Below are 21957 nucleotides of genomic sequence, written 5' to 3'. Positions count from 1 at the left end.
GCGAACCTAGTACACCCGTCCGGCGACCAGGGGGGCCACAGCGAAGAGATTCGCGGCGTGTCCGAGCGAGAAAATCGTTGACCGCGTCAATGAAATAGTTGATTCTGTCATGCATGGATGAGCACGTGGCGAAGGTCCGCGCCTTCAACCGCTTCTACACCGGGGTCATCGGCCTGCTCCGCCAAGGCGTCCTGGACACGCCTTACTCCCTCACCGAGGTGAGGGTGCTGTTCGAGCTGGCCCAGCGGGAACACATGGAGGGCGGTGAGCTCCGGCGGCTGCTCGGGCTCGACGCCGGATACCTCAGCAGGATGCTCGGCCGCTTCGAGACCGACGGACTGATCGTGCGCGAGCGATCCGCGGCCGACGGCCGGCGACAGGTCGTCGGGCTGACCGAAGTGGGCAGGACCACGTTCGGCACCCTCGACGAGCGCTCGGCGGCCCAGGTGCGCGACCTGCTGGACGGGGTCACCGAGGAGGACCGGCAGCGGCTGGTCGCGAGCATGGCGACGATCCGGGAGATCCTCACCCGGGCGCCGAAGGCCGAGCCGTACGTCCTGCGCCCGCCGCGCACCGGGGATCTCGGCTGGGTGGTGCACCGGCACGGCGTGCTCTACAGCCAGGAGTACGGCTGGGGCCAGGACTTCGAGGCGCTGGTGGCCAGGATCGTGGCCGACTATGTCGACGACCACGATCCCCTGCGCGAGGCCGGATGGATCGCCGAGGTGGACGGCGAGCGGGCCGGGTGCGTCTTCTGCGTGCGCAAGGACGACGAGACCGCGCAGCTGCGGATGCTGCTGGTCGAGCCGTCCGCCAGGGGGATGGGGATCGGCGGACGGCTCGTCGGGGAGTGCCTGCGCTTCGCCAGGGCCGCGGGCTACCGGCGGATCGAGCTGTGGACCAGGGACGTGCTGACCGGCGCCCGGCGGATCTATCGGGCGGCCGGCTTCGAGCGGGTCGGGGAGGAGGCGGGCGACGGGTTCGTCGAGGAGATCTGGGCCATGGACCTGCGGGACGCGTGATCGGGGACGCCCCGACGGACGCGTGACCGGGGACGGTCCCGCGCCGACGCTGCGGGCCGCGGCGGTGGTCGCGCCGGCGGCGATCTGGCAGGCCGTGGCGATGGCCCGGATCTGGCCCCCGTCTTCGTACCGGAGCCGGTGGCGGTCTGGGAGCAGTTCCTGCGGACCACGACGGAGGGGGTGGCTGCGCGAGGAGCTGACGCGGGTCGTCCGGCAGGCCGCGTCGGTCAGCGGCGGAACGGACCGGTGACCTCGTAGGTGACACCGTCGGTGCCGGCGGTGTCACCGCGGGCGCCGCGCTGGGAGGAGAAGTAGAGGCGGCTGCCGTCCGGGGAGAAGGCCGGACCGGTGATCTCCGACCTGGGGTGCCCGTCGACCCGGAGGAACGGGGCCACCACCCGGTCGGGAGTGATTAGGTTGATCTCCATGTTCCCGCCGTCCTCGGCGACGTAGAGGTCTCCGCCGGGAGTGCCGGTGATGTTGTCCACACCGCTCAGCGGGGCGCCGGCGTCATAGACGACCTCCAGGCGCTCGTCGTCCGCGTCGTAGCCCCACACCCGGTTGTCGCCCTTGGTGGTGAAGAAGCAGACGCCGTCGGCGTAGTGGCAACCCTCTCCCCCGTTGAAGTGCCTGGCCGTCTCGATCTGGTGCCGGGTCGCCTTCAGCGACGCGGCCGGGTTGGGCACCCGCTGCCAGGTCACCGCCCCGGTGTCGGCGCGGGCGCACATCACCTCCAGCAGGCCCGAGGTCAGGTCGCCCCAGTGGGCCGGCCGGAAGCGGTAGAGGCAGCCGTCCGGCTCGTCCTCGGTCAGGTAGACGACCTGCCGGTCGGGGTCGCAGGCGGCGGCCTCATGCCTGAACCTGCCCATGGCCAGGCGCGGCATCGCCGCGCGCGAGCCGTACGGGTCACACTCGAAGATCCGCCCGCGCGGGACCTCCTCGCACGACAGCCAGGTGTTCCAGGGCGTGCGACCGCCGGCGCAGTTGAGGTCGGTGCCCGACAGGATGCGGTAGGCGCCGCGGACGGCCCCGCCGGGCCCGAACCTGATCGCCGTCGCCCCGCCGAGCAACGGGATCTCGGAGTTGGACACGTAGATCCAGCCGTCGTCGTCGGGGAAGCACGCGCCGCCGTCCGGCGCCGGGTGCCACAGCACCCCGCCGACCCGGCGGCCGGTGCGGGCCACGACCCTGCTGGTGAAGCCGGCCGGCAGCGCGACCCCGTCGGCGTCGGGCGGGCCGAGCGGGCCGTAGGGGCTGCCGGCGCGCTGCAGGACGGCGTGCGCGGCCCCCTGCCAGAGCGATCCGGCGAAGGCCGCCCCGGCGGCCAGGCCCCCGGTGCGCACCAACGTACGGCGAAGCATGATGCCTCCTCGTTGCCTCCCACGGTACGTGCCCAGTTGATCGAGTTCACATGAACGGGATGACTGCCCCGGCACAAACTTTTCGGAAACCCGTGAGCAAGCGTTTCCCAAAACAGGTCGCCCTATCGCCAAGATCCGCATTCGGCGGTGGCCGGGCGTCCACAGTGGGACTTACATCGTCTTCATGACGGGAGCACCGTTGAGCGAGGGACTCGCGTTCGCGAATCCGATCTTCGAGGCCGCCCCCCGGCCGGGCGCCCGCAGGGCCCTGGTCTTTCTCGACTCCCCACCGGACACCCCGTCCGGTTCTCCGCCGTTCGCGGGCCGCGGCGCCGGGACGCCCGCCGGGCCGCCGGACGTGCGCCTGGCGAGCGCGCTGCGCGCCGAGGGCTTCACCGTCGACTCCGAGCGCAGTCGCGGAGCCCAGGCCGACGGCGAACGGGTGTGGGAGTTCCTGCGCTCGGGGCAGGAGCGGGACCTGCTGGTGGTCCGGCTGCCCGGGGACAACGGCTGGACCTCCGGGCAGCTCGGATCGATGATCGGCGCGTTCGGCCGGCAGGTCGGCGAGTCACTGGCGGCCGCCGTACTCCTGATCATGGATTTCGGCTGGAGCGCCCTGGAGCACTCCGCCGCACCGATCCGGCAGCTGGCCGTGGCGGGAGAGCCCCGGGTGGCCGCGGCGGCTCTCACGCTGACCTTGAAACTCGACGAGACTGCTCACGGTCCCGTGCACAGCCTGACCGCCGTCATCGCCGAAGGCCTGGCGACCAGGGCCGCCGACCTGGACGGCGACGGGATGATCACCATCGGCGACCTGCACACCTACGTGCTGCGCCACTACGAGGCCGTCTCTGCCGCCCGCACCCCCATCCTGATCGCCTACGGTGCCGTCGCGGACGTCGCCCTGACCCAGGTCCGGGACCTGTCCACCCCGCCCCACCCCGCCTTCGCACATCTTGTGGCCATGCTCGGCGATCCCTCGCCCCCCTCCTCGGGCATCGAGATCGTCCGGCGGATCTACGAACTCCATCTCAGCGAGCCGGCCAGGGAGCTGCTGCGCAGGGCCTCCCTTCTGGAGGAGGGCGAGCCGATCGACGACATCCTCGGCGACGCCACCGAGCTCCGGCGGTGGGGGCTGCTCGGCGAGACGAGCACGTTCGTCCATCCGGACGTGCGGACCTTCGGTTATTCACGGCTGTCGCCGACCGAGCGCGCCCAGACCTGCGCGGTGCTACGCCGCCTGCGGGCCGGGCGGCGTGCCGTGCAGCCGCGTGCCAGGCTCACCGCCGACCGATGGACCACCGAGGACCAGCTCGGGCACCGGATCTACGCCGAGGCCATCGCCGCGTTCGTCCGCCACCCCGAGACCCGGCCCCCGCTCACGATCGGCGTCAAGGGACCGTGGGGCACCGGCAAGACCTCCCTGATGCGGATGATCCAGGATCTGCTGGACCCCGGGGCCGCCGGAGACCGGCCCGTTGCGATCCATCTGCCCGGCTCCCGCGGGAGCAGGACGCCGACCAACGCGGAGGTGCTGGCCAGGGCCCGGCAGCGGCCTCAGGAGAGCACCGGGCAGGCCGAGCCCGGCGCCCTTCCCCTACGGCGGGCGGACTGGCGTCCGACGGTCTGGTTCAACCCGTGGATGTATCAGAACGGCGAGCAGGTGTGGGCCGGGCTCGCCCACGAGATCATCAGCCAGGTCACCCGCCGGCTGCCCCGCGCGGAGCGCGAACGGTTCTGGCTGGAGCTCAACCTCGCCAGGATCGACCGGGAAGCGGTCCGCGGGCGCGCCTATCACCTGGCGATGACCCGCCTGGCCCCGCTGCTCCTCGGCATGGTCGCCACCCTCGTCCTCACCGGCGCCTGCCTGGCGGCCGCCGCGCTGCTGCCCGCGTTCGGCGCCCTCCTGCGGAACGCGGCCGCCGCCGTCGGCTCGGCCGGGTCGGTGGCGGTGGTGGGAGCCGGCGCCGTACGGCTGGCGCGGTTCTTCCGGGAGTCGGCCGACACCGCCTTCCGCGAACTGGTCCGCCAGCCCGACCTGCTCTCCTCCGGCGTGGCCGAGGGGTTCGTCGCCGAGACCGCGGTCAACCCCGGCTACCGCTCCAGGACGGGCTTCCTGCACCTGGTGCAGACCGACATGCGGCAGGTGCTCGATCTGATCGCCACCGAGGAACGGCCGCTGGTGGTGTTCGTCGACGACCTGGACCGGTGCTCGCCGGGGACGGTGGCGCAGGTCATCGAGGCGATCAACCTCTTCCTCGCCGGAGAGTTCCCCAACTGCGTGTTCGTGCTGGCCATGGAGCCGGAGGTGGTGGTCGCGCACGTGGAGGCCGCCTACCCGGAACTGGTGGAGACGCTGCCCGACGACGGACGGTCCGGGCTGGGCTGGCGGTTCCTGGAGAAGATCGTGCAGCTGCCGCTGAGCGTGCCGCTGCTGGACGACGCCGACCGGCTGCCCGGCTTCGTGCGGGCACTGCTGGGGATGCCGGAGATCACACGGGCCTGCGAGGCCGCGGAGGACTCTGCCGCCGGGGGGAACCCGCCGGGGCGCCGCCGGCGGTCTCCCGGGGGCGGGACGCGGTCGCGGGCGAGCGGGCCGGGGCCGTGCCGGGCCGTACCGGAGTCCCGGAGCGTCGAACCGGGACCGTGCGGGACCGTACCGGAGTCCCGGGGCGGCGAGCCGTGGGAGAGCGGATCGCGGGACGGCGGGAACGTGCCGGAGTCCCGGGACGGCGGGTCGCGAGAGGGCGGATCGCGGGAGAGCGGGAACGGGGCCGTGCCGGAGTCGCGCCCGCCGGTCGACGTGCCGCTCGCCGTACCCAGGTCACGGCCGGTGGAGCCGCCGGATCCGGCGCTGGTGAGCCGGCTGGAAGACGCGATCTGGGCGCTGCAGCCGACGGCCGCGAGCCTGGACGAGGCGGCGAGACGGGCGCAGGAGATCCTCGGCATCGAGGCCCTGGACGCGATCGGCGGGCTGGCCTCGGCGACGCGCGAGGCGGCCGACCGGGTCTTCGACGACCTCTACAGCGACGAGAACGCCTACCGGGCGATCGAGTTCGTACTCCCGGTCATGACCTTCTTCAATCCGCGCGAGATCAAGCGTTACGTGAACGTCTTCCGCTTCTACTCCTTCCTCGTCTACCGGCGCACGCTCGCCGGGGCGGCGCCCGCCTCGGACGGCGAGGTGGCCAAGCTCGCGGCACTGACCATCCACTGGCCGCACCTGCTGTCGCCGCTGGTCAAGGAGACCGACGGGATGAGCGTGCTACGGCGGCTGGAAGAGGCCGCGGGCGACGACCGGAGCTGGGAGCGGGCCGTCCACGAGACGGGGTTGATCGCCCCGGACACCCTGGGCGCCACCCACCTGGACACCCTGCGCGACCTGCTGTCGTGTCCCCACCCCATCGCCGACCTGGCCCGCCACCTTCTCTGAGCTCGCCGGGCAAGCTTGAGATCTTCAAGAATTCCCGTATCCGGCTCCACCCCGGAATCACTCGTGGCCGCCGTCGGCGACACCCCCGTAGAGCCGTAGGGGAACCAGGAGAGCCGTCACTCCGGACCGTCGCCTGCAGGCTCCTCTCCGGCCGATCAGCGCCCGGGTGATCGGCGTCGACGGCGGGAGCACGAAATGCGTAGCACACTGAGACACGGAGAGCCACATTAAGCATGTGAAGACTATTAGCCAGCGGGAGTTCCGCAACAACTCCGCAGCGGTCATGGACGCCGTGGAGGCCGGAGAGATCTACCACATCACGCGTAATGGCATCGAGATCGCCGAGTTGCGACCTCTGGCCCGCAGGCGGCGACTGACCACGGAAGAGCTGGTGGCCCGGCATCGACGCCTGCCGCGCGTGGACCACGCGCTCATGCGCCGGGAAGCGGACGAGTTCTTCGGCGCCGACGACCATGTCGGCAGTGACGACGACCCCTGGGAGCGCGACCGTGCCTGATCGTGACAGGTCCGGGGTGCTCGACACGTGTGCCTACATCGATCTTGATCTGATCGATCCGGCACGACTGCCGGCCATCCCGGAGATCACCTCGATCACTCTCGCCGAGCTTCACCAGGGCGTTTCCATGGCCGGGATGCCGCGAGCAGGGCAGCGCGCCTGGAGAAGCTGGGGGCGGCGGCCACCGACTTCGACCCCCTGCCCTTCGACGGCGACGCCGCGACTCGCTATGGCACCCTGGTCGCCCTCACGATCGCGGTCGATCGCGGCCCCCGCCCTCGCAGAATGGATCTGATGATCGCGGCGGTGGCGTCCACGCGGGGCCTGCCGCTCTACACGCGTAACCACGCCGATTTCAAGGGTCTTGAAAGCATGGTGATGATAGTTCCCGTTTGACACCCCCGGTCGCGGAAGCGAAGGCGTAACAGAAGATCTACTCCAGGTTGTAGTCGGTCGAGAGTTCGCGGCCAGGACCGAGGAAGTCCACGGCGTACTCGGTCACCTCTCCGTGCTGGTCCCAATAGTGGTTGGTCATGGTGAGCGCCGGTAGCCCGCTCTCCACCCCGAGCACTGATGCGACGTCCTCGGGGACCGGCTTGACGGCGACGACGTCGCGTCGCCGAACCGCCCGGCGACCGGTCCTGGCCTCGACCAGCCCGAAAGTCATCGTGGGCAGAGGATCGACGGTCAGCAGTTCGGGTGCCGCCTCGACCAGTCCGCCCGGAAGCCAGGACGTCGACAGCGCGACGACGCCCCTGTCGTCGTAGTACGCGCGGCGACGGCGGATGGCAAAGACCCCTTCTTCGATCCCGAGCGCGTCCGCGATCTCCTCGGTTGCCGGGACAAGTTGGGCGCTCAGGATTTCCGCCCGTTCACCTGGGCGGTAGCCGCTTCCGGTCGCCCGCAGCATCTGGAGGCGATCAGGGCCTGTCGTGAGCCTCTTCGGAAGGGTGGCGAGCGTTCCGATTCCCGGGACCGACTCCGCATAACCCTCTGCTCTCAGCACCGCCGCGACCCGGGTGGCGGTCGCGGTGGACACTCCTTCGTCGCGCATGATCTCGCGCACCGATGGAATACGATCGCCCGGCCGAATCTCCCCACACTCGATCCGGACTTTGATCTGCGCGGCGATCCGCTTGTACGGAGCCATCGCCTGCGGACTGTCAGTCACCGGAGCCCTCCTGTTCTAGTGCACTCTAAATCATCCGTTGACTTTGTTGGTGCTCTAGAACACTATAGAGCTGCCGTAGGCCGAGGACAGAGAAGGGCGCCCCGGCACACAGAGCCCGGGGCGCCTGCCGTACCGGGCCGTGTCTAGTGGATGCCGCCATCGGCGGATATCTCGACGGTGAACGCCACCTGGCTCTTCCCTTGGCCGATTCGACCAGGCCCGGGGATCTCGTGATCGCCGAATCCGGTCCTGTGTAAGGGCGGCACGTTCCGCTGAACGCCGACCCGCCACCGCGCCGCTCCGTTTGCTGCTGACACGGGAACACCTCGCGGTGGTCGCGGTCGCCGCTCGCGGCCTCGGCGGGGTCTGTTTCGCCGCTGTCCACTATGCGTGGGGCTGGTACGGCGGGGAGGCGAATCTGATCGGAATGTAATATCCCACCCCTCTGCTCGCCAAGAAGGGGAAACCCCGTAACGGAAGGCGCAGTGGATGGCAGACATTCCACCGGAGGATCTCCGGCAGACGATGCGAGATCCCGAGGCGTTCGAGGTCTTCTACCGAAGACACGCCGAACGCGTGAGCCGCTTCGTGGCCCGCCGGATGACCGACCCGCACACGGTGGACGACCTCACCACCGAGGTCTTCCTGGCCGCCATCGACACGGCGGACACCTACCGGCCTGACCGGGGCAGCCAGGAGGCGTGGTTGTTCGGCATCGCGCGCAACGTGGTGGCGTCCGAGCTGCGCAGAGCGGCCAGGGAACTACACAAGAGTGGCAGGGCCGCGGGGCGCCGCCCCTTGGACAGCGACGACATCGCACGCCTGGAGGAACGCATCGACGCCGAACGGGCCGCTCGCCCGCTGCTGTCGGCCATCGCGCGGCTGCCCAAGAGCCTGAGGGCCGTGGCCGAGCTGGTGGACATCGACGGCCTGTCGGTCACCGACGCCGCCGCGGCCCTGCGCATCCGCGTCCCCACCGCCCGGGTACGGCTGCATCGCGCGCACAACCGGCTCATGACCGAGTCCGGCAACCGCCCGGAGACCATCTTGGAAGGAGCGTCATGAACGGATCTCTCACCGGTTTCGAAGAGCGCCGGCTGGCCGAGCTGAAGGAGCACGTGGCGGCGCGGGCGGCGGCCGAGCGGGTCAGACGGCCACGCCGCCGGATCGTCCTGGCCGTGGCTGCAGGGGCGGCGGTCGCCGCCGTGGCGAGCGTGGTCACGGTCTCGTCCATTGGCGGGGCCGCCCCCGCCTACGCCGTCACCAAGGACTCCGACGGCATCGTGTACGTCACTGTACGCGACACCGTACCCGGCGACGTCCCGGACGTGGAGGGACTGACCAGGCAGCTCCAGAGCCTCAACGTGCCTGCCATCGTGGACTACGTCCCGGCGGGCCAGAAATGCAAGGAGCCGCGCGGCGCCATCGTGACGGACATCCCCGGGGACCTCTACCACACGCCCAGGAACATCCCCGGCGACCCCGGGGCCTGGCAGATGCAGATCAACACCAAGCTGTTCAAGCCCGGCCAGACCTTCGTCTGGACCTTGCACGTCGATCCCATCAACGGATGGAACGGCACCAGCACGATCCTCATGCGGGACCCGGTGGCGCCCTGCGAGCTGGTCCCCGACGACCGGCCGCACTACCTGGCGAGGACGCCTCCGCCCTGGGTGAAGGCGACGTCGCTGGGCGGGTACCAGGTGGAGGGCAAGACCGTGGGCGAGATCCTGCCGGAGATCGACAAGCGCGGCCTCAAAGTCACCTACCTGGTCACCGAGCCCGCTCCCGATAAGCCGCGCGATCCGGACATGCCCTACGTGATGTACCCCACCAAGCAGAACACCCCGGTGGGCAACGACTGGTTCGTCTGGCAGGCGGATGAGCTGGCGAAGGGAGCGATCCGCCTGTATGTCACGCAGAAACTCGCCACGCCTCAGCATCACTGAACCAGCGATGCCGCGGAGACGTCCAGATCCACTTCCGAGATCACAAACATGATCGACTGTTGGCTGTATCTCGGCCGGATCCGGTGACGAGCCAGGATCGGTTGAGCGGGCGCATCCTGGTGAACCCCGTGGTTCCCCAGACCCCTCCTGGAACCGGAGTCCACGATCACGTGCGATCGTGGACTCCGGCACGCGCCCCGTCCGTGCGGGCGGTCACGGGCCCAGCTCGCTCAAAAGCAACTGCATTAGGCGTGCCGCCCCATGGGACGGCCATCGCGTCCAGCAGGGTGCCGTGATCCGCTCCGGATCGAGGCCGTCTCCGCGCCGTCACCATGAGCGCCAGGAGATCAACAGAGCAGGACCCTACGCGAGGAAAGCCCATAGGGCACAGACGATCGAAGGCAGAGTGGTCACTCGGCGGAGAAGTCGAACTCGCCGTCCTTGACACCGCCGACGAACGCCTCCCATTCGGCCTGGGTGTAGACGATCACCTCGCCGTCGGGATGACGGCTGTGCCGTACGGCGACCCGCCCACTCCCATCGGCCAACGGCCCCGCCTCCACACACTGCCCGCCACCGTCAGGACTCCTCGTGCTGATATGCCAGGCGACGCCCGCCAGTTCCTCAGGGGTGATCACCATCACGTGCTCCTCCCTCTCGATCGTTTGATATGGCCGACCGCGGCTCGGATGATGGTCGTGGACTCATCCGGTGCAAGCGCGGCATCCCGGAGGGAATCGTACGCTCGCGCGAAGCCCTCAACACCTTCTGCCTCCATGTAGACGGCACCTCCCCGGGTTTCCACGCAGGCCACATCGGAGTAGGGCTCCGGCATGTCGAAGATCGCGAAAGAGCCCTCCGGGCTGGCATGTGCCCCGGCGGCGAACGGCAGGACTCGGATGGTCACATTCGGGCTCGTCATGACCTCGGCAAGGCGCTCCAACTGGGCACGCATCACCTTCATACCGCCGATCGCGCGGTGAAGCACGGCTTCATCGAGGACGACCTCAACGTTCGGAGCCTCTTCGGCGTCGAGCACACGCTGCCTGGACATCCGGAACTCCACCCAGCGCTCGATCTGCTCACCGGGAACATCCGCGTCGCCCGCCGTGATGACCGCCGTGGCGTAGTCCCGGGTCTGGAGGAGCCCAGGGACGACCATCGCTCCGTAGGAACGGATCTCGCGGGCGCGCGCTTCGAGCCAGGCATGATCGAGCATTCCGCCGAGGGCTTCGGTGGCGTAGCCATCCCACCAGCCCTTCTGCCATATGTCGCGACTCAGCCGTTCCAGGCCGTCTCGAACCTTCTGGTCATCAACGCCGTACAGGTTGAGGAGTGCCAGCACATCGGACGCCCTCGCAGGGATGATGCCTGACTCCAACCGGCTGATCGTCCCGGCATCACGCTGTAGATAGTCTCCCGCCTGTCTGAGCGTCAGCTTGGCCGACTCACGAAACTCCCTCAGGTGCTTGCCGAGCCACTGCGCCCGCAGCGTCGGTCCTCGTTTCACCTTCATCGCCGTCTCCTCCGGGCTCAGGCCGCCTGCTTTCCCGATCGCTGCTGGCAAATTAGGTCAATACCAACAACCTTTTTAAGCAACCTTGCATCCGACTGAATTCAGTGTCACGCTACCGAAGCATCTGTAGTCACGCTCAGTATTCGCCCGAAAACACAGGGAAATCAGAGCAGAGCGGAACCGTCCACCAGATCTCCGCTCAGACCTCAGCACCGGAAGGGAGTACTCGATATGGAGCGCCACACCGGTTCCGGCCAGTCACCCACCCGCCATGATTCGAACTTCGACGCCCCGGATATCCGGGACACGGACCCGGAACGCGCACGTAAGGACATGCGAGCGCTGACCGGCGAACTGCCCCGCATGTTCGCCTTGGTCCAGGACGACGACGAGGAGACCAGCGTGGAGGTGGTGGCCTACGGGCTGGAACTGCCGGGCGGCACGACGACGACCGTTGGAGCGAACGGCCACGGATTCGGCCGATGGAGAAGCCCCTACAGCGCCGCGTGGCGGCTTCACTCCGACCTCGTCTGGCTCGGAGAGGATGCCGCGCGATCGAACTCCCCGGAAGCGCCCCTGCCGTAGGCCGCCAAAGCGAAAAGAGCTCCCCGTTCGTCGCAGGCCGGGTTCCCGGAAAGCGACAGGACGGTTCGCCTCAGGCCCTCAGCGTCTCGGGCATCGAAAGGCTCCCTACGCTTCGGACATCGAAGGACAAGGATCGTCCTCAAGCGTCACGCCCTCATCGGTGATGAGGAGCGGGAGTCAGGCGTGGACGGCGCAGCGGGGAGCGCGAGGGGCGCAGCCCTTCGCCGGGGGGCGAAGGGGGCGGCACGCCCCCTGGGGAACACTGCCCGAGCAGGGATCGCGCGTAGCGCGCGAGCCGCGAGGACGATGGGACGTGTCCGCCCCGCCGCCTCCTCTGTCCAGCCCATTTCAGGGACTTGAAAGCTTGGTAGCGATAGTTCCTGTTCAACGCTTTCCCGTCACGAAAGCGAAGAAAACGCCCCGGCCCACCTGGGCCGGGGCGCCTGCCGTACCGGGCCGTGTCTAGCGCTGGGCCTCGATCATCCAGTGGTGCTTCTCCAGGTCCTGGGTGATCTCGATCAGGATGTCCTGGGTCACCGGGTCGGGCTCGTCGGTGGCCTCGACGCGCTCGCGCATCCGGCGGACGATGGACCCGAGGATGTCCGTCATGGCGGCGACGACCTTGCCGTCGTTGATGTAGCCCGCCTCGAGCTGCGGCACCTCGGTCGTGCTCGCGATCGTGGACGAACGGCCGTCGGGGTTGCATCCGAGGGCCACCGCCCGCTCGGCGACGGTGTCCGCGTGCTCCCTGGCCGCCGCGACGATCTCGTCGAGTTGCAGGTGCAGCGAGCGGAAGTTGTGGCCGATCACGTTCCAGTGGGCCTGTTTGGTCAGGAGCGACAGATCGAGCAGATCGACGAGCGCACCCTGGAGCGCGGCGGCAACGACCTTCTTGTCATCGGGCTTGAGCGGACTGGTGATCGCGGACATGGAATGTCCTCCCCTGTTTCGGCATCAGTTTCCGATTTGTACTTAAACGTCCTTACCCCACCTCACGTTCCTTATGTTGACACTGTCATAGTTACAGTGTAATTATCGAAGCATGGAATGGACCATCGGCGAACTGGCGGAGCGGGCCTCCGCCGCGCTCTCCCCCGCCGCCCGGCTCAACGGGCGCGTCAGGGACGTGCCCAACGAGCGCCTCATCCGGTGGTATTCCACGATCGGCCTGCTGGACCCGCCCTCGGCCCGCCGCGGCCGTGTCGCCCTCTACGGCAGGCGCCACCTGCTCCAGCTCCTCGCCGTCAAACGGCGCCAGGCCGACGGCCTGACCATCGCCGAGATCCAGGCCGAGCTGGCCGGGGCCACCGACCAGGCCCTGGAGTCACTCGTCCGCGTCACGGAGATCGCCCGCGGCACCGAGTCCCCGGCCGAGGCGGCCACCCCCCGGACACCGCGCCCGCGGTTCTGGGCCGAGACGCCCTCTGTCACGGCCGAGACGGGCCCCGCCGCGCCGAAGCCTGCCCCGCCCCTACCGATCACGCCCCGGACGGGCACGGCCGCCCCTCAACCGGCCACCCCTCAATCAGCCGCCGCGCCCCAATCAGCCGCCCCTCAACCGGCCGCCGCGTCCCAACCGGCGGCGACGTCCCGCCCGGCCGTTCCGGCCGCCGCGATCGTCCACGGCGTACGGCTGGCCGACGGTGTGACGCTGCTGCTCGACGGCGGCGGCCGTACGCCTTCGCCCGACGACCTCGCCGAGATCGCCGCCGCGTCCGAGGCACTCCTGTCGGTCCTGCGCAAGAACGACCTCGCCCCTCCGGAAGGGAAGCTGTCATGACCACCTCGATCACAACGCTACGACCGGAGGAGTGCGAGCCGGTCCCGGACGCCGGGCTGGGAACACTCGTCACCGAACGCGGCAACCTGCCGCTGGAGAGCGTGGACGTCACCGCCGCCGTGTCCGGGTTGATCGCCGGCGTCGAGGTTGTCCAGGGCTTCCGCAACCCGCACGACGTGGCGCTTGAGGCGACCTACGTCTTCCCGCTGCCCGACCGGGCCGCCGTGACCGCCTTCAGGATGGAGGCCGGCGGGCGGGTCGTCGAAGGAGTCCTCAAGGAGCGGGGCCAGGCCAGAGCCGACTACGACCGGGCCGTCACCGAGGGCAGGCGCGCCGCGATCGCCGAGGAGGACCGGCCGGACGTCTTCACCATCAGGGTCGGCAACATCGTGCCGGGCGAGCGGGTCACCGTGCATCTCACGCTCGACCAGCCGCTCCCCTACGAGGACGGTGCGGCGACCTTCCGCTTCCCCCTGGTCGTCGCCCCCCGCTACATCCCCGGCACCCCGCTCGACGGTGAACAGGCCGGCGACGGCTGGGCCCCGGACACCGACGCGGTCCCGGATGCCTCCCGGATCACGCCCCCGGTGCTGCTGCCCGGCTTCCCCAATCCGGTACGGCTCTCGCTCGCGGTCTCCGTCGACCCTGCCGGGCTGGAGCTGCGCGAGATCCGCTCCAGCCTGCACGTGGTCCGGGAGGAGGGCACCACGATCCGCCTCCAGCCGGGCGAGCGCCTGGACCGCGACTTCATCCTGCGCCTGTCCTTCGACGCCTCCACCTCACTGGCGCTGGTCCCCGACGCGGACGGCGAGGAGGGCACGTTCCTGCTGACCGTCGTCCCCGACCGGACACCGGACGCCACCGCTCCCAAGGACGTGGTGCTGGTGCTGGACCGCTCGGGCAGCATGGGCGGGTGGAAGATGGTCGCCGCGCGGCGCGCCGCCGCGCGCATCGTCGACACGCTCACCGGCGGCGACCGCTTCGCGGTGCTCTCCTTCGACACCGTGGTGGAGCGGCCCGAAGGCCTCGGCGAAGGACTGGCGCAGGCGTCCGACCGTAACCGCTACCGGGCGGTGGAACATCTGGCCCGGTTGGAAGCGCGGGGCGGCACCGAGATGCTGGCCCCGCTGGAGCAGGCCGTCGCGCTGCTCGCCGGCTCCACCGGCGACCGGGTCCTGGTCCTCGTCACCGACGGGCAGGTCGGCAACGAGGACCAGATCCTGGAGCGGATCGGCGCCGGGCTGGCCGGGGTACGGGTGCACACGGTCGGCATCGATCGGGCGGTCAACGCCGGATTCCTCGGCAGGCTGGCCGGGCTGGGCTCGGGCCGGTGCGAGCTGGTGGAGTCGGAGGACCGCCTGGACGAGGCGATGGAGCACATCCATCGCAGGATCGGCGCTCCGCTGGTCACCGACCTGTCCCTCAAGGCCGACGGTCTCGACCTGATCCCCGCGACCGTCAGCCACCTCGGCTCGATCTATCCGGGCGTGCCGCTCACCGTCCTGGGACGCTACCGGGGAGCCCGCGACGGGGCGCTGGCCGTACACGGCCTGGACTCCGCCGGACGCCCCTGGGAGCGGAGGGTCGCCGGGACGCGCGTGGACAGCCCCGCCACGCCCGCGATCTGGGCCAGGGCCCGGCTACGCGCCCTGGAGGACGGCTACGCCGCCGGTGACCGCTCGCTGGAAGAGGAGATCGTCCGGATCTCGCTCAGGTACGGCGTGCTCTGCCGGTTCACCGCGTTCGTCGCGATCGACAGCGAGGTGGTCGCCGAGGGCGGGCCGGGACACCGGGTGATCCAGCCGGTGGAGCTGCCGGGCGGCTGGGAGAGCCCGGTCGTCGCGGCGGCGCCGATGATGCTGACCTCCATGGCCCCGCCGCAGCCGGGCGCGCCCTCGGGACCGCCCGGACTCGCCGCGCCCGGTGCGGCGCCGAAGTTCGCGGCCAGCGGGATGGGCGGTGCGCCGAGAGACATGGCGGCCGACAGCCTCGCTCCGCGCCGCGGGATGATGCTGCCCCATCCCGCGCCGATGCCGGAGACCGCCGGGCCGAGGGAGCTGCCCAGGGCCGAGCTCGCCGAGGAACTACGACGGCTGCGCGCCGCCGAGTCCCTCGGCCCCGCCGATCGGCTGCGCCACCTCCAGGACCTGGGCAGTCGCCTGGCGGCGCTGGCCGTCCATCTGGGCGGTCACGCGGAGCTCGAGTCCCTGGCCAAGGACCTGCAGTCCGGCACCGACGTGGACGCGCTGTGGCGCCGGGCCATCGACGCGCTGGAGGCTCTGAGCCGGCCCGGCGGGCGGCGCCCGTTCTGGAAGAGATGAATCGTGACCGAAGTCGTCAAATCGTGTCGATCATGAAGTGACTCCGCAGGTCAGGTTCGCTAAAGTGCCGGGATGACCAGCCCGATCTTCGCCCTTTGCGATGAATATGTCTCCCGGTCGGCGGCGCTCGACCCGGTCGGCGCCGGCGCGAGCGGCGTCGACGTCGAGTTCGCCCCCGCCACCGACTACGGCCCGGACGGCAACGCCGCCCGGGCCGCCCTGATCAGCGAGACGCTCGGCAGGCTCGCTCCGCTGCAGCCGCAGGGTGAGGCGGACGTGCGAGCCGCGGCGCACCTGCGCGAGCGTCTTGAGGCCGAGCTCGCCTGGTACGAGATCGGCGAGCCGCTCCGCGCGGTGCAGGCGCCGTTCGGGCTGCTCACCGACCTGCGCGACAGCGTGGACCTGTTGCCGCACGGCACCGACGACGAGTGGCGCAACGTGGCGGCCCGGCTCGCGGCCATCCCGGAGATGCTGGACGGCTGGCGGGCGAGCCTGGAGGCCGGTCTCGCCCAGGGCATGTCGGCGGCCCGCCGCCAGGCGCTGGAGCTGGCCGTACAGACCGGGCTCTTCGCGAGCGACGGCACGCACCGGGAGCTCGTGGCGAGCTACGGCGACGGCCCCGTCCGGCAGGAGCTGGACCGGGGCGCCGCGGCCGCGCACGCCGCCTACGCCGAGGCGACCCGCTACCTGCGGGAGAAGTACGCCCCCCGGGCGACGGAGGACGATCCGGTCGGCGCCGAGCGCTACGCGGTGGGCGCCCGGCTCAACCTGGGCGCCGACATCGACCTGGTGGACGCCTACGAGTGGGGCTGGGCCGAACTGGCCCGCATCGAGGCCGAGCTGGCCGCGGAGGCGCAGCGGGTACGGCCGGGCGCCTCGGTGGAGGAGGCGACCCGGATCCTCAACGAGACGCAGTACGTCGAGGGCACGGACGCCTACCGGGAGTGGCTGCAGGAGCGCCATGACTGGGCGGTCGAGCAGCTGCACGGCACCCACTTCGACATCGCCGAGCCGCTGCGCCGGGTGGACGTCACGCTGGCCATGGGTTCCACGTCGGGCGCGGCCTACTACACCTCGCCGAGCGAGGACCTGTCGCGGCCGGGCCGCACCTGGTGGCCGGTGGGCGGCGACCGGGGACGATTCGAGATCTGGAACGAGCTGACCACCGTCTTCCACGAGGGCGTGCCCGGTCACCACCTCCAGCTGGGAGCCACTCGCGTGGCCGGGGACGGCCTGTCGCGCTTCGGTAAGAACTCCTGGGTGAGCGGGCACGGCGAAGGCTGGGCCCTGTACGCCGAGCGGCTCGCCGACGAGCTGGGCTGGTTCGCCGAGCCGGGCACCCGGCTCGGCATGCTCGCCGGTTCGGCGCTGCGGGCCGCCCGGGTGGTCATCGACATCGGCGTCCACCTGAGCCTGCCGCTCCCCGACGGTTCGAAGTGGACCTTCGACAAGGCGTGTGAGGTGCTGCGCGACCGGGGCCGCTGCGAGCCGCACCGGGTCCACGCCGAGGTGGTCCGCTACTTCGGCTGGCCGGGCCAGGCCCCTTCCTACAAGCTCGGCGAGCGCGCCTGGCTGGCCGCCCGTGAGGAGGCCCGGCAGCGTCAGGGCGCGAACTTCGATCTGCGCCGCTGGCACACCGCGGCGCTGGAGCTCGGCCCGGTGGGTCTGGCGAGCCTGGCCGAGGCCCTGCGCCGGATCGACTGACCTGGCGCGTCTCGTTCGGCTCATCCGGCTCGTCCGGCTCGTCCGGCTCGTCCGGCTCGTCGGCTTGCCCGATTCGGCCGCCGGCCTTGACCGGTCTGTCTGCCCGTCCGGCCGCCGGCCTTGACCGATTCGTCTGCCCGTCCGGCTGCCGGCCTTGACCGATTCGGGACCCGGGAGCCCCCGTGGCGCGGACCCTCGCGGTCCGCGCCATGACCCCCGCGGTCCACACCATGATCCCCGCGATCCACGCCAGGGTTTCCCGTCGTCCCCGCGAGCCTCGTCAAAGTCCCCGCGATCCGCTTCACGGCCGCGAGCAGGACCGCGGGGACGGCGAGATCATCGGCGAGACGGGCGCCGACGGGAGTGACATAAAGTAGCGAAATGGTAATTCTGGACGGCGGACTGGCCACACATCTGGAGGCGCTCGGCGCCGACCTTCGCGACGAGCTGTGGTCGGCGAAGCTCCTTCTGGAGAACCCCTCGGTGATCAGGCAGGCGCACCTCGACTACTTCACCGCCGGAGCCGGGGTGGCGACCACGGCGAGTTACCAGGCGAGCATCCCGGCGTTCGTGCGCCGGGGACTCAGCGTCCGCGAGGCCGAGGACCTGATCATCCTGTCGGTCCGCCTCGCCGCGGAGGCCAGGGACGCCCACGGGACCGGCACGGTGGCCGCCAGCGTCGGGCCCTACGGGGCCTATCTGGCCAACGGCGCCGAATACACCGGCGACTACGATCTCGACGAGGACGGCCTGACCGACTGGCACAGGGACCGCTGGCACATCCTGGCAGGCAGCGGGGCCGACCTGCTGGCCTGCGAGACCATCCCCTCCTACGCCGAGGCCAGGGCGCTGGGCAGGCTGCTCGCCGAGACCCCCGAGACGCGGGCCTGGGTGAGCTTCTCCTGCCGCGACGACGAACACATCAACGACGGAACCCCGCTCAAGGAGGCCGCCGCGCTGTTCGCCGGCAATCCGCAGGTGATCGCCGTCGGCGTCAACTGCACGGCCCCTCGCCACATCACCGGCCTCATCGGCCGGATCGAGGGTAAGCCGGCGATGGCCTATCCCAACTCCGGCGAGACCTGGGACGCCGAGAACCGCCGCTGGCTCGGGCTGGCCGATCCCGTCGAGTTCGGCGCGGCGGCGGCCGGGTGGCACGACGCGGGCTGCGCCTTCGTCGGCGGCTGCTGCCGCACCACTCCCGAGCACATCCGCCAGATACGTGCCCACCTCACCGGGTCGCCCACCGCTTGAAATCACGGGCCCGCCGAAAGCGCGGGCCGGTTCGCCCGGCCGGGGACTCACACCTCCTCCTGTGCGGACGGCGAAGTCCCGGCCATGGACGCGGGAGCCTCGGATGCGGACGCCGAAGCCGACACCGGCCACCGCAGGGTGATCAAGGCCCCGACCAGGGTCGCGACGGCGACGACGCGGTAGCCCGGGGCGGTGCCCGCCTGGCTCATCACCGTGCCGATCACCGCCACGCCCAGCGCGCTGCCGAGCTCGCGGCCGGCGCCGTTCAGCCCCGACCCCAGGCCCGCACGCTCGGGCGGCAGCGAGGCGATCACCCCGACGGACAGCACGGGCACGCACAGACCCATCGAGCCGCCCATGACGACCAGGTAGAGGGCATAGAGCGGGTACGGCGTGGCCGGGCCCGCAAGGGAGAGCAGCCCCAGGCCCGCGACGATTCCCAGCAGCCCGGTCGTCACGACCGGGAGGGGCCCGAAGCGGGCGGCCGACGGCACACCCCGCCGGGAAACCACGAACATCGCGATCGCCAGGGACAGGATGGCCACACCTGTCGACAACGGGCTGAAGCCCTTCACCTCCTGCAGATACCGGGCGTTGACGAAGGACAGGGAGAAGAGCCCGAAGAAGGCCGTGGTCACCCCGAGCACACCGGCGCGCAGCCGGGGGCCTGGTTGCGGGACCAGGTTCGCAAGGTGATCACGGCCTTTGGCCCGCCGTAGGGCCGGTGCACGACCTTCGGTCCGCCACGGGGCTGGGCGGTCCCCGGGATTTTGTCCGCGTGCTCGCCGATGCTCCTGTCAGGTCACGCGCCGCGTCCGATGAGCGTCTCCCCGCCAGGACCGGCGAATCGCGTGACACGATGGCCGGCCGGTCGGCGGGTCAGATCCCACCGGGAGGCGCTCACCGCCGTCAGTCGAGATGGAACACTTCGGCGAGCGGTGTCATGCCCTCGTCCGGACGGCCCCCCAGATCCTCGAAGAAAGGCGCCATCTCCGCCTGCCACCGCGCGTTCACCCCGGTCGCGGCCATCCCGGCCAGAGCCGCCTGGAAGTCGTCGGTCTCCAGGTATCCGACGAGAAGCCCGTCCTCCCGCGCGAACAGCGAGTAGTTGTGCCAGCCGGTGACACGCAGGGCCTCGAGCATCTCCGGCCACACCTCGGCGTGGCGCCGACGATATTCGTCCAGCCGGTCCGGCCGCACCTTCAGCAGGAAGCAGACGCGCTTCATGAAGACTCCAGAAAAACGTTTTAATAAACTGTCGCGAAACTAACGCGGAGCGCGAGCCTTTGTCAACGCCCGGACCGGCTGCGCGAAGGCACGACGCCGGTCCGGCGGCCGGATGTCGTCCCGACCGGTCGCACTGGCAAATATCACCTTTAACGGCAACAATGATCGACATGTCGGCGGACCGGCGGATACCACCACGGCACCCGCCGGGCCGGCTCGCTCCCGGCCGCGACCTGACCGACGAGGTATCGGCCGATCACGATGGCGCCGGCCGCCGGCGCCCCGCAGAAGGTCAGGGCATCCTTGACGGCGACCTCCGGTGGCGTCCGCGTGTTTATTACGTTTTAATCAGTGCTCATGAGTTCGGTGAGTATCAGGGACGTCGCGGCGCGTGCCGGCGTTTCCCCCGGCACGGTGTCAAATGTGCTCAATCGTCCGGAGAAGGTCGCCGAGTCCACCCGAACCCGGGTCGAAGGGGCCATCCGGGAGCTCGGATTCGTCCGTCACGGCTCGGCCTCCAGCCTGCGAGCCGGGCACAGCCGCACGATCGGCCTGTCGGTCATCGACATCGGCAACCCGTTCTTCACCGACGTGGCGGCGGGCGTGGAGGAGGCGGCCAGCGAGCGTGGGTACGCGGTGATCCTGGGCAACTCCTCCGGCGACAGGTTCAAGGAGGAGCGCAACCTGCTGGTCTTCGCCGAGCAGCGAGTCCGGGGGGTGCTCATCACCCCGGCCGGGAGAAAACTCGACAAGCTCGACCAGCTCAGGGAACGTGACATCAGCGTCGTCCTGGTGGACCATCCGGCCGAGCGAGCCGACCAGTGTTCGGTGGCGGTCAACGATGTCACCGGTGGCGCCCTGGCGGTCTCCCATCTGCTGAGCGGCGGGGCCGAGCGGATCGCCTACGTCACCGGGCCCATGACGATCCGCCAGTGCCTGGACCGGCGCAACGGGGCCGAGCGGGCGCTGGCGGCGGCGGGCCGCGATCCCGGGACGGCGCTGGAGGAGATCACCACGAACGCGATGAACGCCAAGGCGGGGCAGGAGGCCGCCGAGAAGATGATCTCCGAGGGGCGGCTGCCGGACGCGGTGTTCTGCGCCAACGACTTACTGGCTCTGGGCATGCTGCGCGGGCTGCTCCACGCGGGTGTCCGGGTGCCCGAGGACGTCGCGCTCATCGGCTACGACGACATCGACTTCGCCTCGGCCTCGGCGGTCTCGCTCAGCTCGATCCGGCAGCCGACCCATCGGCTGGGCCGGGTCGCCACCGAACTACTACTCGACGAGTGCGACAACCCCGAGTCCCACGCCCACCAGCAGATCATGTTCCAGCCCGAGCTGGTCGTCCGCGAGTCGACCCGCTGAGCCCCGGAACGGTCCGGTCCCACCGGACACCCGGCCAGGGACGTCGCGGCCTTCAGACGCACCGGGCCAACAGCCGCCCGGGTGTCTTTCAGCCGGGCCTCTCCCGGCGTTCCGGATCGGTCCCGTCCGCGACGAGCCGGGCGAGGTGCCGCTCGATACGGTCCAGCCGGGCCTTGATCGCCGCGATGTCGCCGACGGAGGCGCTCTCCTCCTCGGGACGGAGCTTGACCAGCAAGGCCCCGCCCGGTTCCAGCGTCGCCATGCACACGTCCTCGACGCGGTCGCCCCCCTGACGCTTGATCGCCACGTCGAGGTCGGCCCGGGGCAGGCCCAGCCGCCGGAGCGCCCTGTCCTCGTAGGCCCCGTCATGGGCCAGCACCACCGGCGCCCCCTCCAGGAGCCTGGCCAGCCAGGGCCAGGACGCGATGGCACGCACCACGGCGGAGTTCACCGCGAGCAGCACGGCCGCGCCGAAGACGCCTCCGGAGACCGAATCGTCCGGGCCGATGATGGCGTTCTGCACCACGTTCGACAGCAGCAGCATGACCACCAGGTCGAAGGTGTTGAGCTGGGCGATGTCCCGCTTGCCGATGACCCGCAGCAGGATCACCAGCGCCAGGTAGACCGCCACGGTGCGCACGGCCTTCTCCGCCAGCGGGATGCCGGTGACCAGGATGTGCTGCCACATCCGTTCAGGCTATCCCGAGCCGTCCGGCGGGCCCATGCCGTACGGTCGCCACGGCCGTGAGCCG

The 21957-nt window shown here is 70.4% G+C and carries 20 protein-coding genes; 12 read left to right on the top strand and 8 right to left on the bottom strand.

Annotated elements, in window-relative coordinates; translation table 11 throughout:
* Positions 1–113: 113 nt before the first annotated feature.
* Entirely contained in the window at positions 114–1022 is a 909-nt protein-coding gene (locus ACQPYK_RS14600) for a bifunctional helix-turn-helix transcriptional regulator/GNAT family N-acetyltransferase (protein WP_433255357.1), read from the top strand.
* Between the two features lie 227 nt (positions 1023–1249).
* Here ACQPYK_RS14600 and ACQPYK_RS14595 read toward each other — a convergent pair whose 3' ends face one another.
* Positions 1250–2383, bottom strand: coding sequence for an alkaline phosphatase PhoX (locus ACQPYK_RS14595; protein WP_433255354.1), 1134 nt, complete (start codon positions 2381–2383; stop codon positions 1250–1252).
* A 199-nt stretch (positions 2384–2582) separates the two neighbouring features.
* On the opposite strand from ACQPYK_RS14595, the gene ACQPYK_RS14590 reads away from it, so the two are divergent.
* Positions 2583–5816, top strand: a complete 3234-nt coding sequence (locus tag ACQPYK_RS14590; protein ID WP_433255351.1) for a KAP family P-loop NTPase fold protein — start codon at positions 2583–2585, stop codon at positions 5814–5816.
* Positions 5817–6051: 235 nt separating this feature from the next.
* Positions 6052–6333, top strand: coding sequence for a type II toxin-antitoxin system Phd/YefM family antitoxin (locus ACQPYK_RS14585; protein WP_433255348.1), 282 nt, complete (start codon positions 6052–6054; stop codon positions 6331–6333).
* 433 nt (positions 6334–6766) lie between these two features.
* On the opposite strand, the gene ACQPYK_RS14580 is transcribed toward ACQPYK_RS14585, so the two are convergent.
* Positions 6767–7504 carry a GntR family transcriptional regulator gene (locus ACQPYK_RS14580; RefSeq protein WP_433255346.1) on the bottom strand — a complete coding sequence of 246 codons (738 nt, stop codon included), beginning with the start codon at positions 7502–7504 and terminating at the stop codon, positions 6767–6769.
* 489 nt (positions 7505–7993) lie between these two features.
* Between ACQPYK_RS14580 and ACQPYK_RS14575 the strand changes: the two genes are divergently transcribed.
* Entirely contained in the window at positions 7994–8569 is a 576-nt protein-coding gene (locus tag ACQPYK_RS14575; RefSeq protein WP_433255343.1) for an RNA polymerase sigma factor, read from the top strand.
* The gene (locus ACQPYK_RS14570; protein WP_433255341.1) at positions 8566–9453 is read left to right on the top strand and encodes a hypothetical protein; all 888 of its coding nucleotides are present in this window, start codon (positions 8566–8568) and stop codon (positions 9451–9453) included. Before ACQPYK_RS14575 ends, ACQPYK_RS14570 begins: the two co-directional genes overlap by 4 nt.
* A gap of 410 nt (positions 9454–9863) precedes the next feature.
* On the opposite strand, the gene ACQPYK_RS14565 is transcribed toward ACQPYK_RS14570, so the two are convergent.
* The gene (locus ACQPYK_RS14565; RefSeq protein ID WP_433255338.1) at positions 9864–10094 is read right to left on the bottom strand and encodes a DUF397 domain-containing protein; all 231 of its coding nucleotides are present in this window, start codon (positions 10092–10094) and stop codon (positions 9864–9866) included.
* Positions 10094–10969, bottom strand: a complete 876-nt coding sequence (locus ACQPYK_RS14560; protein ID WP_433255335.1) for a helix-turn-helix domain-containing protein — start codon at positions 10967–10969, stop codon at positions 10094–10096. Before ACQPYK_RS14560 ends, ACQPYK_RS14565 begins: the two co-directional genes overlap by 1 nt.
* A 231-nt stretch (positions 10970–11200) precedes the next feature.
* Here ACQPYK_RS14560 and ACQPYK_RS14555 point away from each other — a divergent pair, with 231 nt between their 5' ends.
* On the top strand, positions 11201–11554 hold the full coding sequence (locus tag ACQPYK_RS14555; protein ID WP_433255332.1) for a hypothetical protein: 354 nt from the start codon (positions 11201–11203) through the stop codon (positions 11552–11554).
* A gap of 462 nt (positions 11555–12016) precedes the next feature.
* Here the strand turns inward: ACQPYK_RS14555 and ACQPYK_RS14550 are convergent, their stop codons facing one another.
* Positions 12017–12484, bottom strand: coding sequence for a Dps family protein (locus ACQPYK_RS14550; RefSeq protein WP_433255329.1), 468 nt, complete (start codon positions 12482–12484; stop codon positions 12017–12019).
* Positions 12485–12596: 112 nt separating this feature from the next.
* Between ACQPYK_RS14550 and ACQPYK_RS14545 the strand changes: the two genes are divergently transcribed.
* The 5 genes from ACQPYK_RS14545 to mmuM all read left to right on the top strand — a co-directional run bounded on the left by ACQPYK_RS14545 (position 12597) and on the right by mmuM (position 18613).
* Positions 12597–13334 carry a MerR family transcriptional regulator gene (locus tag ACQPYK_RS14545; RefSeq protein ID WP_433255326.1) on the top strand — a complete coding sequence of 246 codons (738 nt, stop codon included), beginning with the start codon at positions 12597–12599 and terminating at the stop codon, positions 13332–13334.
* On the top strand, positions 13331–15655 hold the full coding sequence (locus tag ACQPYK_RS14540; protein ID WP_433255325.1) for a VIT domain-containing protein: 2325 nt from the start codon (positions 13331–13333) through the stop codon (positions 15653–15655). The genes ACQPYK_RS14545 and ACQPYK_RS14540 overlap by 4 nt, the downstream gene beginning before the upstream one ends.
* Positions 15656–15727: 72 nt before the next feature.
* Positions 15728–17359, top strand: coding sequence for a DUF885 domain-containing protein (locus ACQPYK_RS14535; protein WP_433255322.1), 1632 nt, complete (start codon positions 15728–15730; stop codon positions 17357–17359).
* Positions 17360–17541: 182 nt separating this feature from the next.
* Positions 17542–17736, top strand: a complete 195-nt coding sequence (locus ACQPYK_RS14530; RefSeq protein WP_433255319.1) for a hypothetical protein — start codon at positions 17542–17544, stop codon at positions 17734–17736.
* Between the two features lie 4 nt (positions 17737–17740).
* Positions 17741–18613, top strand: coding sequence for a homocysteine S-methyltransferase (gene mmuM / locus ACQPYK_RS14525; protein ID WP_433255317.1), 873 nt, complete (start codon positions 17741–17743; stop codon positions 18611–18613).
* Positions 18614–18660: 47 nt separating this feature from the next.
* On the opposite strand, the gene ACQPYK_RS14520 is transcribed toward mmuM, so the two are convergent.
* Together ACQPYK_RS14520 and ACQPYK_RS14515 are read right to left on the bottom strand one after the other, a co-directional pair.
* The gene (locus tag ACQPYK_RS14520; RefSeq protein WP_433255315.1) at positions 18661–19251 is read right to left on the bottom strand and encodes an MFS transporter; all 591 of its coding nucleotides are present in this window, start codon (positions 19249–19251) and stop codon (positions 18661–18663) included.
* A gap of 271 nt (positions 19252–19522) precedes the next feature.
* Positions 19523–19840 (bottom strand): L-rhamnose mutarotase, encoded by a 318-nt coding sequence (locus ACQPYK_RS14515; RefSeq protein ID WP_433255312.1) that lies wholly within the window; start codon positions 19838–19840, stop codon positions 19523–19525.
* Between the two features lie 357 nt (positions 19841–20197).
* Here ACQPYK_RS14515 and ACQPYK_RS14510 point away from each other — a divergent pair, with 357 nt between their 5' ends.
* On the top strand, positions 20198–21205 hold the full coding sequence (locus ACQPYK_RS14510; RefSeq protein ID WP_433255309.1) for a LacI family DNA-binding transcriptional regulator: 1008 nt from the start codon (positions 20198–20200) through the stop codon (positions 21203–21205).
* 88 nt (positions 21206–21293) lie between these two features.
* Here ACQPYK_RS14510 and ACQPYK_RS14505 read toward each other — a convergent pair whose 3' ends face one another.
* A complete protein-coding gene (locus tag ACQPYK_RS14505; protein ID WP_433255307.1) occupies positions 21294–21893 on the bottom strand; it encodes a DUF421 domain-containing protein in 600 nt (199 codons plus the stop codon).
* Between the last annotated feature and the right edge of the window lie 64 nt (positions 21894–21957).

This window comes from Streptosporangium sp. CA-135522 (assembly GCF_050949235.1).
Classification (GTDB): Bacteria; Actinomycetota; Actinomycetes; order Streptosporangiales; family Streptosporangiaceae; genus Streptosporangium.
The sequence above is the reverse complement of the archived record's forward strand: the minus strand, read 5'-3'. Positions and strand labels throughout refer to the sequence as shown.